Consider the following 16,138-nt stretch of genomic DNA (forward strand, 5'->3'; position numbering starts at 1 on the left):
GATCCGATAACAGCCCACGGCGCATCCTACCCTCCCCTGATTTCGAGCCGCGGCCGGTCAGATCTTAGCCATTCAGCACAAGCGGTAATGACCTCCTCGAGCGGCAGCCGTGTTTTGCCCTTCAGCGCGCACTCCCACACAACGGCCTGCCTCCAGCCGGCTTCCGCCAGCGCCGCTTCAGCGCGCTCATCGACGGTACGATTGCGGGCTATCTTTGCCTGCCAGAATTCCGGTCGGGTCGAAGGCCATTTGAAGAGGTGGCAGTCGTGCCCATGCCAGAAGCAGCCATGTGCGAAAATAACCGCCTTGAAACGGGGGAGCACGATATCCGGCTTTCCCGGCAGCGAGCGATCATGCAGCCGGAAACGAAAACCCAGAGCATGGAGTCCTTTGCGTAGCAGAAGCTCCGGTTTCGTGTTGGCGCCACGAATTCGCGACATCATCCGGCTGCGTACCTCAGCCGTGACGATATCAGCCATGAGCGCGTACCCGCTCGCGATCAGGCCGGGTCACAGTGACCGGCGCGGCCATCGACCGGCCTGCCCCTCTCAGGAGAGAGGACTCGATCCAGGGTTTCATGGCGTCGGCGAGAAACTCGACAACCGGCACGACGACCGCATTGCCGAACTGGCGATACGCCTGCGTGTCGGAGACTGGTATCTTCCAGCGGCGATCTCCACGGTCGAAGCCCATCAGACGGGCGCATTCGAGAGGCGTCAGGCGACGCGGTCGCTTTCCTGGCTGCGCAACGAGGATCTCCGAGCCATCCTTGTAATAGCGGGCCGACAATGTCCGCGTCACGTCATCGGGACCGAAAAGGCTGTATCCGAAGCCGTTGCCCTTGGACGTGTGCTTTTCCTTGTAAGCCTGCAGGTACTCCCAGAGGCGCGGAGTAAGGGTGTATTTCGGATCGACCTCGTCATGGGGCTGAAGAATGCTGCCAAGCTTCGGGCCGCGATCCGGGAGCTTGAGTGACTTCAGGTCGAAGCCGGTCGGCTCGCGGAAGCCGACGATGAAGATGCGTTCACGCCGCTGCGGCACCCAATGCTCCGAACTGATCACACGCGTCTGGACATGATAGCCTAGCTCGTTCTGCAGGACGTTCATGATCGTGGCGAAGGTTCGACCCTTGTCATGGCTCTCGAGGTTCTTGACGTTTTCAAGCACGAAGGCCGCAGGCCGATGGTGCGCGATGATCTGGGCGGTGTCGAAGAACAGCGTGCCTTGCGTATCACACAGGAAGCCGTGCGGCCGGCCAAGAGCATTCTTCTTCGAGACGCCGGCGATCGAGAACGGCTGGCAGGGGAAACCCGCCAGCAGAAGGTCGTGTTCAGGAATGAGATCGGGGTTCTCCGAATACGCCCGGATATCGCCGGCAAGGCGATGGTTGTCCCGGAAGTTGAGACCATAGGTCTTCTGGGCGTTCTCGTCCCATTCCGAAGTGAAGACGCAGTGACCTCCGATGCCCTGAAAACCGATCCGCAGCCCGCCAATTCCGGCAAACAGATCGATGAAACGGAAGGAGATCGGGCTCGTGGCCGCGCTTTTTTTGTCAGCCGCTTCCTTAAGCACGCGCATGGCAAGGTCGGATGGGCGGCTGCTACCGTTCACATAACGTGCGATCGTACGATCCGACACTGCCAAGACTGAACCAGCTTCACCGGGGGTGAGACCGGCCCGCTGACACAACTGATTGAATTCGTTTTCTTCCGGTTGTGTCTGATGCACGAATCACCTGCCATCGCTGGGTCATTTTTTGCCAGGCTGGCAAAAATGCTCCCGGATAGCAAGCCATGTTCATAAAATGTTCCGACATTTTCCAAGGCTCTCAGCAGACAAGTGCATAGCACAAGGGATTATACGTTTATATTGCAAGAGATAGCCGACTTGCTACTATGCGACCATAACACGAAAATTTCGACTGGCTTCGGGAGCGCCGGGAGGAAACGGGGGGCGCATGCAGTCGGTATTTTCCGGCGATATCGAAGTCAGCATAGTTCGGGCGGGTCGGGAAATAGCCCGCGTTGTCAGGCCGTTGCGCGAAACCGCCGCAGGTCCGGTCATTCGCTTCAAACGCCAGTTCTGGCCAGTGGCTGATGGCATCGTATATCTCGACAATGGGCCAATCCCGGAAGACGGCGATAACTCGCCGGCAAACGAGAACCTTGTGCGCCATGACGAAGAAGACGATGTCCTCCAGGATGCGGTCATCTCGGCGGGCGGTTCAGCACGGCTACTGGTGAACGCAGGCCCGGGAACGGGCAAGACCTTTGTCGCCTGCTCCCGCGTGGCAGCGCTCATAGGGGAGGGCGTTCCGGCAAGCCGGATCTGGCTTGTCAGTTTCACACGCACTGCGATTCAGGAAATCAGAAACCGGCTCGAGAGCTACCTCGATGATCCGGCGGACGCGACCGCCGTGAAGATCGCGACGCTCGATTCCCATGCCTGGGCAATTCAGTCGGGCTTTTCCTCCGAGGCGAGACTCACGGGGTCACACAACGACAACATACGCACAACGCTGGAGCGTGTTCTCGAGGACGAGGATGTCCAGGAATATCTCGGACGCATCAGACACCTGGTCATCGACGAGGCACAGGATATTATAGGCGACCGGGCCCGGCTCCTTCTTGCAATGGTTGACGGTATTGATGAGGGTTGCGGCGTCACCGTCTTTTGCGATCGGGCCCAGGCAATCTACGGCTTCACCGAGGACAGTCATGGCGATGACGACGGCGAGATTTTCGTGGAGGAGCTGGAGCGCCGTTCGTTCGAGCCACGCGAACTTCGGCGGGTACATCGCACATCCGATCCTGCCCTCCTGAAGATATTTACCGACGTGCGGCAGCGGGTCCTCGACGAGCGTCTGCCCGCAAGCAGGAAAGGCGAACTGGTCAGAGGCGAGATCCGTCGACTTGCGGCAAATCAGCTCGGCCAGTCATGGGACCTCGACCTGACCGGGGTGCCTGCAAACTCGCTTGTCCTGGTAAGGCAACGCTGCGATGCTCTCACCATCTCGGGAAAAAACAGCGAGATACCGCATCGGCTTCGTATGTCGGGGCTTCCGTCACGCATCCTTCCGTGGCTGGCGCAGATTTTCTGGGACTACGCCGGGCGCCGGGTATCTGATGATGACTTCACCGAGCTCTGGCAAACAAGGATCGATGAATCGGCTGCGCCGCTCACAGCGGAACGGGCATGGCAGCTGATGGTCGAGGGTGCCGGTGTGACTGGACACCTGGTAGATCTCCATCGGCTGAGAGAACTGCTTGGCAGATCCAGCCCCCCTGTCATTTTCACCTCACCGGAGTACGGCGATGGAGGGCCCGTCGTCGGCACGATCCACGCCAGCAAGGGCCGGGAGGGGGATAATGTATTTCTCTTTCTTCCACCTCTTGAGGATGATGCCGATGACGAAGAGGAGATCAGGGTCTTGTATGTCGGAGCGACGCGTGCGAAACACCGCCTCTCCGTCGGCGACGCGCCTGGCCGGCAATCCGGCAACATCGACGGAAGGGTCTGGAAACGGCTTCCGAAAGACAAACTACTGATCGAAATCGGGCGATCCGGAGATCTCGACGCCGAAGGTCTCGTGGGCGTGGCCGCGTTCTCCGAAGAGGAGGCGCGGAAAGCACAATTGGTCATCGCCCTCAATCCCTCGATGCAGGATCTTTATGCCGCTGCAAAAGGCGATCTCGGATGGAACATGGAGCTCGTCACTCCGGAGCAGCAGCGTATTGCAGTTCTGGCCGACAGGGTAAGAACGGATTTCCGCGAAATCGCCAAAGCAACTAACCGATGGCCTCAGCCAGGCTACCTCGCCAAAATCCGCTCTATAGGGCTGCGCACCCTTGTCGTTCGGCCCGGTGACCCCGTTCTTGAACGCCTCCACGAACCATGGCGATCGAGCGGTTTCATGCTTGCACCGATGCTGGTCGGGTTCGGATGGTCGAAACTGAAAGGACGCTCATGACAGTCGAAATGCCTCGGGACGCGCTCATCCGGCGCATGCGCGAGGATCTCATGGGTCCCCGCGAGGTCGATGAAACGCTGGCTGCGCGACCGTCGGACGTTTATCTGACGGGAATACTCTGGCCCAGAAACACTGCCATCTCTCCTGACGAAGACGAACGACTGTCCGTCGCTGTCGGTGGTGGTGACGACGACGGCGATGACACGCCCGAGCAGGTGCAGGCCCGGTCGGTCGGCATGCGACGTCCATCGACAGCAGGAATTTCTTTTGCCGTGACAGCGACCCTTGACCAGAGACCGACGGTCGATGTGCAACTCGAATTCGGAACCTATTCGCCTTCGGAAAGCGGCGGCAGGAATCACTGGAGCCGGCGCCAGAACTCGATAGGTCCGATCGAGGTCGCACTGGACGAGCCGGCCGCGGATATTTCCCTGGACCAATACGGCTTCCCGGAATTGCGTCTGAACTCCCGCACCGTACCTTTCGAGCGTGGCCTGCTATCCACGCTCACCCTCGTGAATGATGCGATGCCTGCTGAGCAGGGACGGGCAGCTTTGGAGCAGGCGACGATATTTCAAGTTTCCGTCGATATCCGGGCCGGCAGTGGATGCCGGCTCATCTCTCGCCCCAGCCGCCGCAGTCCGGTCGACGAGGAAGACTGGTCCTCAGCGCTTCTCTATCGCCATGCCCGGGAATACGCCGCCGGTCACACCTGCTCGGCCGACTGGGTCGAAACAGCAGATGGTGATGGGGCCACGCTGGTCCGCACTGAATGGATCCCGGAAACCGTAGTCGCCGCGGTGACACCAGATGGACATGCCGTCTTCGCGGACCTGAACGATGGCGTTTGTCAGCCGCTTTCAGCAAACTGGCTGGCGGCTTGCGATCACTCCGCCCTGCCAGCAGCACTCCGCCGTCTTTGTGATGCATACGAGCGCTGGATCCTCATCCAGCAGGACGAAACGGGACACCTGCGAGGCAAACTGGCCGACGCTGCGACAAGACATCTGGCGGAGGCGGAGCACATCCTTGATCGCATGCGCGGCGGCGTAAGACTCCTCGAAACAGATCCTGCCTGCGCCCGCGCCTTCAGGCTGGCCAACCTTGCTATGACGACACAGCGTCAATGGGCCGGTCTCGGCGAACTGATCTGGCGCCCGTTCCAGCTCGGCTTCCTTCTCCTGACGATCGAAAGCGCCGCCCTGTCGGAACATCCCGATCGCGACACCATGGACCTCCTGTGGTTTCCGACCGGTGGCGGCAAGACCGAGGCCTATCTCGGCCTCATCGCGTTTATCGCATTCCATCGCCGCCTGAGCAGGCCCAATGCCGATAACGGTGCAGGTGTTTCGGTGATCATGCGCTATACCCTGCGTCTGCTCACGACCCAGCAATTCATTCGCGCCGCGGCGATGATCTGCGCCTGCGAGGTCATCCGACGTGGAAAGTTTGGTCCCGAGAATGTGACGGGTCTTGGCGATGAGCCGTTTTCGATTGGCCTGTGGGTCGGGGAAAATTCAACACCGAACACGCGCCAGAGCGCGTTCAACAGCAGAACGGATGATTCAAGGTCCAGTCCCGAACAGTTGCTCGAGTGCCCCTGCTGCAGGAAAGCGCTGAACTATCACCAGCCATTGCCTGCCGATCCGGTGCAGATTTTCTGCCGCACTGCTGACTGCACGCTCGCCGGCAGCACGCCGCTTCCGGTGTGGACGGTCGACGAGGACGTCTACGCTGCGCGACCGACCTTGCTCGTGGGAACGATCGACAAGTTCGCTCAGATTGTTCGCAATTCCCGCACCGCAGTCCTGTTTGCGGTGGGATCGAAAGCCCAGCCACAACTGATCCTGCAGGACGAACTGCATCTGATTTCGGGGCCACTCGGAACACTGGCTGGTCTCTACGAATCGGCTCTCGACCTCATTCTCTCCGCCGACGGCACCCGGCCAAAAATCATCGGATCCACAGCCACCATTCGCCGCGCACCCGAACAGGTGCGCGCCCTGTTCGACCGGAAGACATGTCAGTTCCCTCCTCCGGGGCTGTCGGCCGACGATTCCGGTTTTACAGTCGTCGACCCCTCCTTACCGGGGCGACGGTATGTCGGTATCACTACGGCAGGCCGGTCGGCCAAGTTCACACTTCAGGCAGCCGCGGCATCCCTGCTGCAGAGTGCATTCGCTGGCTTGCCACCCGAACACCAGGATCATTACTGGACGCTCGTCGCCTATTTCAATTCGCTGCGCGAACTCGGCGGTGCCCTCGTTCTCATGCAGGACGACGTTCACGACAGCATCCGACTGTTCGCAGATGCGCGCCACGAGGAAAGGCGGACATTGCAGTTCGTCGAGGAACTGACATCACGCCGGACCCAGAAGGAAATCACCGGCATGCTCAGCCAACTCGAACGAAAGGCCGGCCATCCGGAAGCTGTCGACGTTCTGCTCGCGACCAACATGGTCAGCGTAGGCGTGGACATTTCCCGACTCGGCCTGATGCTCGTCAACGGTCAGCCAAAGACGATGGCGGAGTACATCCAGGCGACGAGCCGCGTCGGACGCGGATCGGTATCTGGACTGGTCATCCCGGTTCTCAACAACGCCAAACCCCGCGACCGTTCTCATTACGAGACGTTCCGGACATGGCACTCGACACTCTATCGCGAGGTCGAGGCTACCAGCGTCACACCGTTTGCGTCGAGGGCGCGCGACCGCGCCCTGCATGCAGTTCTCGTTGCCATTATCCGGCATCTGGCCGCCGGCATGCTGGATTCGCCGGTGCTGAATGATTCAGCGCTCGACGCTGCAGAAGAGCTGATCTTGAAGGTCGGCAAGCGGGCGAAGGATGTCGATCCCCTGGAAACCGACGTCGAGACCGAACTGAGAGAGCGCCTGAACAGATGGCGCCGCAGGGCACCGCAGGTCTACTGGAATGAGTATAAGAAAGACACGCTGCTGCAGTCGGCCGAAGCCGCGGCTGCCAAGCGGGCAGCCGGAAGGGTCGTCGGTCAGGCCTGGCCCACTCCCAATTCAATGAGAGGGGTAGAACCCTCGACGAACTACAGGCTTGCCGAAGGGCTGCGGAGGAAAACAGATGGCACGGTATGACCTTGGGGAACTCCGCAGAAGCGCGGCCGTGGCGACGTTCGGTCCGGGCGCGATCGTCGACTTTCGTGCCGGCGAAGCCACCATCTCCGCCGTCGCAGCCGGGCTCGAGCAATGGGACGAGAGTTTTCCGCCGGCCGGCATGCTCAATGAGCAGGCGATCCGCGAAGAGCGCCTACAGAAGAAACTCGGGGTCAAGGGTTTCAGACTTCCTCCGGTGCGTGACCCTGCCCGCGAGAAGGATGCCGAACGAGCCTTGCCGGCCGTGCGGTTTCCGCAATGGCTCCAGTGCCCGAAATGCGACCGGATTGCAAAGGTGGAGGAATGGGGCGAGGAGGCCGGCCGCGCCGGCGTCCATTGCCAGAAATGCACCAGTGAGGCGCCCGGCCGGCGAAAGGTCTACGTCGTGCCGGTCCGTTTCGTTCTTGCGTGCGAATCCGGCCATCTCGATGAGTTTCCGTGGCACTGGTGGGTCGGCCACAAGGAAGGCTGCAGGAACAAGCGCTTTCTCAAATTGGAATCACGACAGGCCGGTCTTGCGGGCCTCATCCTCAGTTGCGCCGAGTGCGGCTCGACGAAGTCCATGGATGGTATATTCTCGAAAGAAACCTGGAAGAAATTCTCGACCTGTTCCGGCCGGCGTCCCTGGCTCGCCGGCGGCCACCAGGACTGCTCCCACCATCCGCGTGCCACACAGCGCGGCGCGTCGAACCTCTACTTTCCCGTCATTGAATCCGCCCTCAGCATCCCGCCATGGTCGGACCGCTTGCAGGAAGCGCTTGGAGTGTACTGGGAGCCGATCGTCAACGTAGCCGAAGGACGCGCCACCTTCATAGCAAGCCTGGCGACGACGGTCCTGGCGCCGGTGCTGAGCGAACTCAACATGTCCCCCGAAGAGCTCGCCGCAGAGGTGGCGCGGCGCGTGAAGCAGGAGGAAGTTATCGACGTCGATAATCTGCGCGGTGAGGAATACCGCCAGTTCACGGGCAGCGCCTATGTTCAGGGGCTCGATCGGGAGTTCGAGATCCGCCCCCAGAAGGTTCCGGACGGCTTGCGTCCTTGGTTCTCGCGCCTCGTCAAGGTGAGCCGGTTGCGGGAGGTCAGGGCGATGACCGGCTTCACACGCATCCATCCACTCGGTGAAGGTGCGACGGAAAAGGCGAAGATCTCGCTCTCGAACCTGGGCTGGTTGCCTGCTATCGAGGTGCGTGGTGAGGGCATCTTCCTTGAGTTCGACGATAAGGCGATCGGCGAGTGGGAAAAGCGACCTGAAGTGGAATCCCGCGCGGCGCGCATCGATCAGCACCTCAGAGACGAATGGCAGGAACGTCACGGGGCGGGATCTGAACCGCCACGCGTCATCACTCCCCGCTTCCTGCTCGTTCATACCTTTGCGCACGCGCTGATGAGGCAGCTCACGCTGGACTGCGGTTATTCGTCCACTGCCTTGCGCGAGCGATTGTACGTGTCCGACGGAGACACCGGAATGCGCGGGCTACTCATCTATACGGCGACGACGGATGACGACGGCACGCTCGGCGGGCTGCAAAGACAGGGCGATCCCGACCGCATCGAAGGCACGATCATATCAGCTGTGCAATCGCAGGCATGGTGCTCGTCCGATCCCCTGTGCATCGAGGACATGCTGACGCCGGAAGACGGCCTTTCGCTGGCGGCGTGCCACTCCTGCGTGCTCGCGCCGGAAACATCCTGCGAGGAGTTCAACCGGTTCCTGGACCGGGCGACCCTCGTCGGACTTCCGTCCGCTGCATCGGTGGGCTATTTCGGCACAATGATCACGGATGCGCGCGTATGACTGGCGCGCGTATGTGGCCGTCACCCCTGCCACGCCAGATCAGGCAGGATCCTCTGCGTTCCTCCGAGGTGCGGGTATACGATCTGCTTGCAGAACAGCTTGGCCCGCAATGGACGGTCTATTACAGTCGCCCGTATCTCAAGATGACATCGACGGGCGCGGAACTGGACGGGGAAGCGGATTTCGTGGTGGTTCACCCCGTGCGGGGCATGCTGACTCTGGAGGTCAAGGGTGGCGAAATATCGAGAGATCCTGCCACTGAGCAGTGGTTCAGCCGCGACCGCCACAATGTCCTCCACAAGATCACGAATCCGGTGAAACAGGCTGTTTCAGCGCAGCATACCCTGCTCGACAAGGTCCGCGAGCTCGCCAGTTGGCCAAAGGGAGCGTTCATACGCGCCCGGCACGGGGTCGTATTCCCCAACGCCGCCAGCCCTCCTCAAAATCTCGGCCCTGACATGCCGCGCGAGATCTTCTGCTGCAGACACGAGTTTCCGAAACTCGGCGAATGGGTTCGAAGCCGACTTGCGGGCGGCAACGAGGGACCGATGGGCGAGGCCGGCATGAAGGCCTTCGAGGAGTTGCTCTCGCTCCCCTTTACGCTGCGTGTTCCCCTTGCCAGCTACCTTGGCGAGGATGAGCAAGCGATCGAGACGCTGACGCCCCAACAATTCTATGTGCTCGATGCAGTGTCGCATCTGACGCGCGTGGCGGCGGGCGGTGGCGCCGGGACGGGAAAGACGATCGTAGCCTGCGAGGACGCATTCCGGCTGGCCACAGCCGGTCAAAAAACAGCCCTCCTGTGTCTCGGCGACAAGCTTGCCTCGCATTTGCGTCAGCGTATGAAGTCGTCCGGAGTCCTTGTCATGACGTTTCCCGAACTCTGCCACCACTATGCGTTTGTCGCGGGATTGCGCGGCGACCTGGGCCTGAGCGAGGCACTGGAAATCGGACCGGATCTCCTTGCGAAAGCCGTTCAAACGGAACCCTCTCTGAGGCTGGATGCCATCGTGGTCGACGAGGCGCAGGATTTCCGGACGCAGTGGTGGATCGCGCTGGAAGACATACTCGTCGATTCGAAAACATCGACGCTGCACGCGTTCTACGACACAAACCAGAGCGTCTACGGCGATCTCACGGGCGAACTCGCATCGTTCAACATCGTCCCGATCAGGCTCTCGCGCAATCTACGGAACACCCAGGCGATCCACGCCGCAGCGACACGATTCTATCGCGGCAGCGCCATCACCGCCGATGGGCCGGAAGGTTTTCCCGTCCATTGGGTCGCCTGCACTCCACGCTCGAGAGAGCAGCAGGTTATCGACGTCCTTCGCGGTCTTACGGTCGATGGCGAAGTTGCTGCTGCCAACATTACCGTCCTTGTCGCAAGCGAGGAACTTGTCGGGCACCTGCAAAAGCGTTTGGCTACTTTCGACGGACTGACCGTCTCACATATCCGCGATTTCAAAGGTTTGGAGTGCCAGGCGGCGCTGCTCATCGCCACTCGGGAAATCGCTGACGAACGAGAGCTGGCTTACGTCGCGTTGTCACGGGCCCGTGCTCACCTGACCATTTTGGGCGAGTCGGACATATTGAACTGGCTGAAGGAACATTCACCAAATCCGATCTAGCCGATCGGGGCAGGGGCGCCGGTCACGGAAGCCACCGTCCTCAAGAGAAGGGACTGCCGCATGATGAAGATGAGCGTACAGCCCGAAACCGTTAATGTTGAGATCAGAAGGACAGTCAACCTGTCTCTTCTGCCGCTTTTGGATGAAGAGCGCGCCGGATCGGAAGACGGAATTGCGCTAAATCTCGCCTACTTCGATGTCCGGGGATGGGACGTGGAAGACGTCGAACTCGTGCAGAAGGAAGAACTCGAACTTCTCACCAAGCTGGCAGATGCCGGCTGGAGGACAGATGCTGCCGAGGAAATTCTGGAAGGGCACTTTTCCGACTACAGCGAGCTTTCCGGCTTCGATGCAGGAATGGGCACGGCGGTGTATGCTCTCTCGGCGGCCGGTGCGATACCGATTTCCTCGTGCAACGGCGGAACCATCGGGCAGGGATTCCACGCCGAAAGAGTGCCATCAATCCTGTTTGCTGCAGGGGAAAATTTCGAGCCTGCACTGATCATGAAAGCGGCGGAAGAGGCCGATCTGGGCCTTATCCCCAACGGCGAATTCGTAGAAATTTTTGCTGACCAGGTGCTCAAGTTCCATGATTTCTCACGAAGACTCACGGCTGCCCTGAGAGAGAAAACATCCTGACCTGACGCTCAGCACTTGTGGCGATCTCGCCCTGTCGTAGTTCAAAAAAAGCGAGCTATCGCTCGAGGCGGACCCGCAGACGACGGGCGCGTTCCTTGAATGCCGCTTCGCCGCCCTCCAGAATATCACAGACGTGCTTTCGCATGTCTGCGTCCTCCAGCCCCCCCGGATTGATATGTTATCGAGGGCAGTTCGCCCGGACTATGCGGCCCTGCGGAAGCGACAATGATCTCATCCGCATCGACGTGATCGGGATCCTCGGGATTCACGAGGAGATGGCAATTGACCCAATTGCCTTTGACCGTTCCGAATGCGAGGCGCAGTTCGACGTTCGGGAAGATGAGGTCGACACCAAGTAGGCGGCCGTCGCGATATTTCGCCGCGCGGATCTCCTGGTAGGTGTCGAGTAGATAATGGTCTGTGACGCCCAGGGCGCGGATTTGGGGCGACGCCGCCTCGATCTTCGATAGATATTCCTCCCTGGTGTCCGTCCCCTTGAACTGATCGTTGAGGACTGTACCGGGCGCATGAATATGCGGTTCCCATCGAAGCCATCGAGATCCGGAATTTGCCATGTCCCCACTTGTTGCCGCCCCCGTGGCGAACGAAATTCATGTTTCTGTTGTTCAAAGATGGGCTTTAGCCCAAATCAGGGCCCCCAATGCCGCGGCCTTGGCGGCATGTTGCGAGGCATAGCACTTCTTGCCAACCTGACGCCTATCAGTGCCACGGCGAGAGACCGCGACCGCATAACCGTCGTCTTTTGGGAAAACCGTTAGATTGAAGCCTTCCGTATTCAAGTAGGGATTGCCGAGTCGAGAAACCCGCCATTCCCTAGCGGCCCAGCCCTTGCGGCGCCGCGCCGCGCGGCGCATGGCGCTCTCGCGCTCCTTCGGTCCGACGTAGTCTTCTTCCATGTGCTCGGCGCATACACAGCCTACGGCCAATGTGTCGGGATAAGCGGGATGTTCCATATAGTGGACGTAGCGAATATCGACGCTCTCGCACATTTCGCATTCCTGCGAAGGCTCCTCAAGATCGTCCACCCCGACGCATTGCCATCCCTTTTGCGGCACACCCGGCCGCGACCACTTTCCGCGATTTGTGTGTCCATTCCCGTCAGTCATCGCGTTCCCATGGGCGCGCCCACTACGGCCGCAGGTTGGTCGCAACCGGTACGTCGCCGGCATTGACCTGGAGGAGAATGGCAAGCGCATCCTTCGCCGGCACGAACGACTGGCCATAATCGAACGCGTGCCAGTCGATTTCCGTCCGGGCTCCAAGCTGATCTTGATGAATCTTGTCGCGAGTGGCTTTGACACCCCGCACTTTGATGTCGAGATCGAGCGCTCCGTGTGGGTCAGCCACCGCCACCAGTGCGCCAATCCAATTGTTGGGGGCGATGCGTGCCGCGGCCGCGCCGTCGTCGTTCTGGTTGCGAAGCCAAAAGGCCGAGCCTATTCCCTCACAGACGGAGAATACCCCGACACAGAACTCGAACGTCATTATCTGACAATAAGGTTCGAACAGCACAGACCGCCCGGAAATCCGCGTCGCATGCGGCACAATCAGGGCGGCCTTCATCTCCAGCCCTACGAGGATGTGTTTGAGGTTGGACCTCAGCCGGCCTCTAACATCGGCATGAAGAGCTGCAGGGATGACACCATTGAGCCACGGTTCCCATTCGGTGGACGTCGAAAGGTTTACGTAGCCTGGTGGGTCCTCGGGATATTCTGCGAGATAGAACACGCTCCTCTCCTAAGTAACGCTGCTGAAGCAAAAGATACATGAATGCGGCCGAACAGCTAGAGCCAGCAGACGGGTAACGGCAAATAGCGTTGTCCCTCAACCCTTTGTTTAATTTCAATCTACGAGGTCATCTTCGTCCAAATCAGTGCTCGGAACCTCAGGTACTTCAACCACCATTTCCCTCCAGCTGAGCAATCCCGCATCCTCCAGTGCCTCGATGTCCGGCAGGTCCCGCAGCGTCTCCAGCTCGAAGACGGAAAGGAAGTGCTTGGTCGTCACATACGTATAGGGCGCGCCGGGCGTCGGGCTGCGTGGCCCCGATGAAATGAAGCCGGCACCCCGAAGCGCGGCGATCACGTCCCGACTCACCTCCTTGCCAAAAATCTTCGACAACTCGCCACGTGTGACCGGCTGGAAATATCCCACCGCCATCAGCACCATCGCCTCGAATTCGGAGAGCGCCGCAGCCCCTCCGCGCGTCGGCGCGGTCGAGGCGCGAATGGTGTCGGCAAACCGCACCCGGGTGCGGTGCTGCCAGCCGCCGGCGACCGACACCAGTTCGTAGGGCCGGTCGCGCAGTTCTTCTTGGAGATCATCGATCAGCAGGTCGATGCTGCAGTCTTTTCCGACCACCCGCGCCAGCGTCTCGCGCGTCACCGGTTCGGCGGAGGCAAAGATCACCGCCTCGACCCGCAGCATCCATTCGCGCCAGCGCAGCTCCGGCGGCAGGTCCTCCAGTTCCCGGTCATACAACACATCGTATTGCGGATCCTTGTCCTGCCGACGCCTGGCTTTCGCGGTGGTCGTTCCGGCCATCGTCACAGCCCGTAAATCCGGAACGAAGGTCGACCGGAGAGCTCGCGCACGGCGCCAAATCCTTCCAGCCGTTCGAACAGCCGCGTCGCAGCCCAGCGGGACAGATGGCTGCCGGGCGCCGACGCCGGCACCGCGTCCTCCTCGAGCAGTCTTTGAATAACGGAGCCGGCGCCCTTGGTCCGCACCTTCGGCGCCACGGACAGAAGGACCTCGGCCCGTCGCGCGATCTCGCTGGCCAAGCGCAGGGCGCTGCCTGCTCCTTCGACCAGAGCGAGGCAGACAGCGCGCGGGAAAGCGGTCTCGCCGGGACGGACGCGCCCCCTGCCCCCGAGCGTGCGGAAGGCCGGGCCGTAGCGCTCGGCCATCAGCAGCGGCACGGGGTGGTTCCATTTCAGCGTCGCGGCGATCAGCGCATCGGCGAGCGCCCACGCCAGCGGCTCGGCATCCGGACGCCCGGCGTGGATTGCGCTCACCAGCTCCGCCGCGGCAAAGGGCGCCGCGCAGCCGGACTGGAGGACCGTGTCGGCGTGATCGACGGCCGCCGCCAGCTGGTCGTCCCAGCCAATGCCGAAGAGTTCCGCCAGCTCGGCGACGGTCTTCGAGGAAAAGCCAGGTTTTCGGGTCGCGATCCTTTTGTAGGCCGAAAACACCTTTCCGGCAGGACCGGGATCGTCGCCCGCTGCGGTCAGAAGCAGGGCGTCGCGCAGCGCCTTTTCGTCCTCGTTGCGGCCCATCAGCCGCACGGCCGCCGCGGCGCATTTCAGGGCCTGCCGGCTGCGCCAGCAGACGGCCCAGACGGGTTCGGCGCGCACCAGATCATCCAGTGATTTCAGGGCGATACCGGCGGCAAAGGCGGCGTCGGTGTCCGTCAGCTTGCGGCCGCGCGGAAGTGCCCAAGCCGGCAAATTGGCCGGTGGCAGCGCGGTCCGAGCAGGGGTGATGGCGAGCGAATCCATGGATGTGAAGCTACATCGTGCGTGCGTTTTTTGCCACTATAATCGCAACAAACCGCACGCTCTGTCGCCAACAAAGAATGTCCGATAATCTTGCATTATCGGACATTGTTGACGCGCGTCTTAAGTTTTGGTAGATAATGACGAAAAGGTAGATTGTCAGCTGACCGGAATTGATGAGATTCCGCTGTGGTTTCCTGGAGGCGGCATTTTCTGCAGACGCCCTCTCCTTCAATAGGCCGTTGATCTTGTTCCCTTCTTCGATGCACTGGCCGGAAGGGTTTGCCACGTAGTCTCACGATTTCCGTCTCAGGTGTGGTAGTCTCAGCAATTCCGTGCCGGGGCAGATCAAAACAGCCAAACAGAGCGGCCCCTCTTCCTTTTTGGCGCCCTCTCGCCACGCCTCGACGGTGGGAAAATGCGGCCGGCTCGCTTTCGGCCATAAATGACTCAGGGCGCGTTTCGGCATTTTTCCATCTCTGTGGTCATCCTCACCCTTAAAAGTCGCTCTACGGCCAACTGTGGGGGTCGAAAAATTTCGCCCTCTTATCTTTTGAACGGTCCGGCCGTTCCTTGCGTTGGCCAATGGCCAGGGAACCGACAGTCGCGCAGTTCCGCTTTATCTTCTTTCGACAATGCTCATCGGCGGCCTTGTCGATGCGGGCGATCATATCCGCCGGATCGTTCAGCAAGCGGGCGACACCGATGGCAAGCGCATACCGTTCCGCAAATGGTGCAGACGAGAGCTGAGCGATGTCCGGAGGCAGTTGCTGATCATAGATCGGCACTGCGACAACGAATTCCGGCACCACGATTGTCAGCGCAGGGCGTCGGAAGCGTTTCGATTGGAGGGAGGGCTCGTGCTGTTGCGGCAACGACAATCTGGCCAATTCCCACGGAGCCGGAGGCGCCGCTTTGCGGATCGGCGATAGCAGCAGCGACAAAGCCGGCTCAACTGGCACTCCGTCGGCACCCTTTCCCATTCCCCATCGATTGAGTATTGCCCCTCCCCTGCGCGCTGCCCAATAATCGCCGAGGGCACTGACCCCGCGGGTGTCGCGGCTGAACAGGGGTTGACGATGTCGCTCGCACCAGAAGGAAAATGCAAATGACCAGGCTTTGAGCCGTGGCGGTCGTTGCATGCCCTGCGAGCACGCGGGGCAAATCTCCCCTGCTTTCCACCTGAGGAGATTGCGATAGCGCGATGGCAAACCATGGAAGGTCATCGCGAATAGTCGTTCTACCGAGCTGCTTGTTGCTGCGGCGATGCACTCCACATCACTAAGCGCGGGTTCCCTCTCCAGCTCCAGCGCAGGTCGTGCCCAGCCGACATGCGCTTGCAGCTCATCCAACGAAACAAGATAGACGTCGGCGACCCGCTCCAGCCAGGAGCTCAACCGCTCCTCCGGCAAGGGCGGTGGTACGATCGGAAGCGGCGTTCTCCCCTCCCCTCTCATGGC

12 protein-coding genes and 1 pseudogene are annotated in these 16,138 nt (G+C 60.7%); 5 read left to right on the forward strand and 8 right to left on the reverse strand.

All coding sequences use genetic code 11. The features are described from left to right. Positions 1–26 precede the first annotated feature (26 nt). Positions 27–479 carry a very short patch repair endonuclease gene (locus CRO48_RS22505; protein ID WP_097142050.1) on the reverse strand — a complete coding sequence of 151 codons (453 nt, stop codon included), beginning with the start codon at positions 477–479 and terminating at the stop codon, positions 27–29. After that, on the reverse strand, positions 472–1,578 hold the full coding sequence (dcm, locus tag CRO48_RS22510) for a DNA (cytosine-5-)-methyltransferase (RefSeq protein ID WP_245423623.1): 1,107 nt from the start codon (positions 1,576–1,578) through the stop codon (positions 472–474). Before dcm ends, CRO48_RS22505 begins: the two co-directional genes overlap by 8 nt. Before the next feature lie 379 nt (positions 1,579–1,957). On the opposite strand from dcm, the gene CRO48_RS22515 reads away from it, so the two are divergent. The 5 genes from CRO48_RS22515 to CRO48_RS22535 are packed head-to-tail and all read left to right on the forward strand — an operon-like array spanning position 1,958 to position 11,160. Continuing rightward, entirely contained in the window at positions 1,958–3,970 is a 2,013-nt protein-coding gene (locus tag CRO48_RS22515; protein WP_097142052.1) for a UvrD-helicase domain-containing protein, read from the forward strand. Next, positions 3,967–7,077, forward strand: coding sequence for a helicase-related protein (locus CRO48_RS22520; RefSeq protein ID WP_245423624.1), 3,111 nt, complete (start codon positions 3,967–3,969; stop codon positions 7,075–7,077). Before CRO48_RS22515 ends, CRO48_RS22520 begins: the two co-directional genes overlap by 4 nt. Continuing rightward, on the forward strand, positions 7,064–8,890 hold the full coding sequence (gene drmB, locus CRO48_RS22525) for a DUF1998 domain-containing protein (protein WP_141402101.1): 1,827 nt from the start codon (positions 7,064–7,066) through the stop codon (positions 8,888–8,890). Before CRO48_RS22520 ends, drmB begins: the two co-directional genes overlap by 14 nt. Further along, entirely contained in the window at positions 8,887–10,521 is a 1,635-nt protein-coding gene (locus tag CRO48_RS22530) for an AAA family ATPase (protein WP_097142053.1), read from the forward strand. Before drmB ends, CRO48_RS22530 begins: the two co-directional genes overlap by 4 nt. A gap of 60 nt (positions 10,522–10,581) precedes the next feature. Then, entirely contained in the window at positions 10,582–11,160 is a 579-nt protein-coding gene (locus CRO48_RS22535) for a hypothetical protein (RefSeq protein ID WP_097142054.1), read from the forward strand. A gap of 55 nt (positions 11,161–11,215) precedes the next feature. Here the strand turns inward: CRO48_RS22535 and CRO48_RS33530 are convergent. From CRO48_RS33530 to CRO48_RS22570, 6 genes and pseudogenes are all read right to left on the reverse strand, one after another. Continuing rightward, a pseudogene (locus CRO48_RS33530) lies at positions 11,216–11,405 on the reverse strand (AAA family ATPase); the annotation flags it as partial. Between the two features lie 381 nt (positions 11,406–11,786). After that, positions 11,787–12,170 (reverse strand): hypothetical protein, encoded by a 384-nt coding sequence (locus tag CRO48_RS22550; protein WP_245423626.1) that lies wholly within the window; start codon positions 12,168–12,170, stop codon positions 11,787–11,789. Positions 12,171–12,309: 139 nt separating this feature from the next. After that, the gene (locus tag CRO48_RS22555; protein WP_097142056.1) at positions 12,310–12,909 is read right to left on the reverse strand and encodes a hypothetical protein; all 600 of its coding nucleotides are present in this window, start codon (positions 12,907–12,909) and stop codon (positions 12,310–12,312) included. 114 nt (positions 12,910–13,023) lie between these two features. Further along, positions 13,024–13,725, reverse strand: coding sequence for an SMC-Scp complex subunit ScpB (gene scpB, locus CRO48_RS22560; protein ID WP_097142057.1), 702 nt, complete (start codon positions 13,723–13,725; stop codon positions 13,024–13,026). A 2-nt stretch (positions 13,726–13,727) separates the two neighbouring features. Further along, the gene (locus tag CRO48_RS22565; RefSeq protein ID WP_097142058.1) at positions 13,728–14,681 is read right to left on the reverse strand and encodes a DUF1403 family protein; all 954 of its coding nucleotides are present in this window, start codon (positions 14,679–14,681) and stop codon (positions 13,728–13,730) included. 506 nt (positions 14,682–15,187) lie between these two features. After that, entirely contained in the window at positions 15,188–16,135 is a 948-nt protein-coding gene (locus CRO48_RS22570; RefSeq protein ID WP_082129090.1) for a TniQ family protein, read from the reverse strand. Positions 16,136–16,138: the final 3 nt, after the last annotated feature.

Origin of the sequence: Rhizobium subbaraonis (assembly GCF_900220975.1) — a bacterium.
Lineage (GTDB): Bacteria > Pseudomonadota > Alphaproteobacteria > Rhizobiales > Rhizobiaceae > Mycoplana > Mycoplana subbaraonis.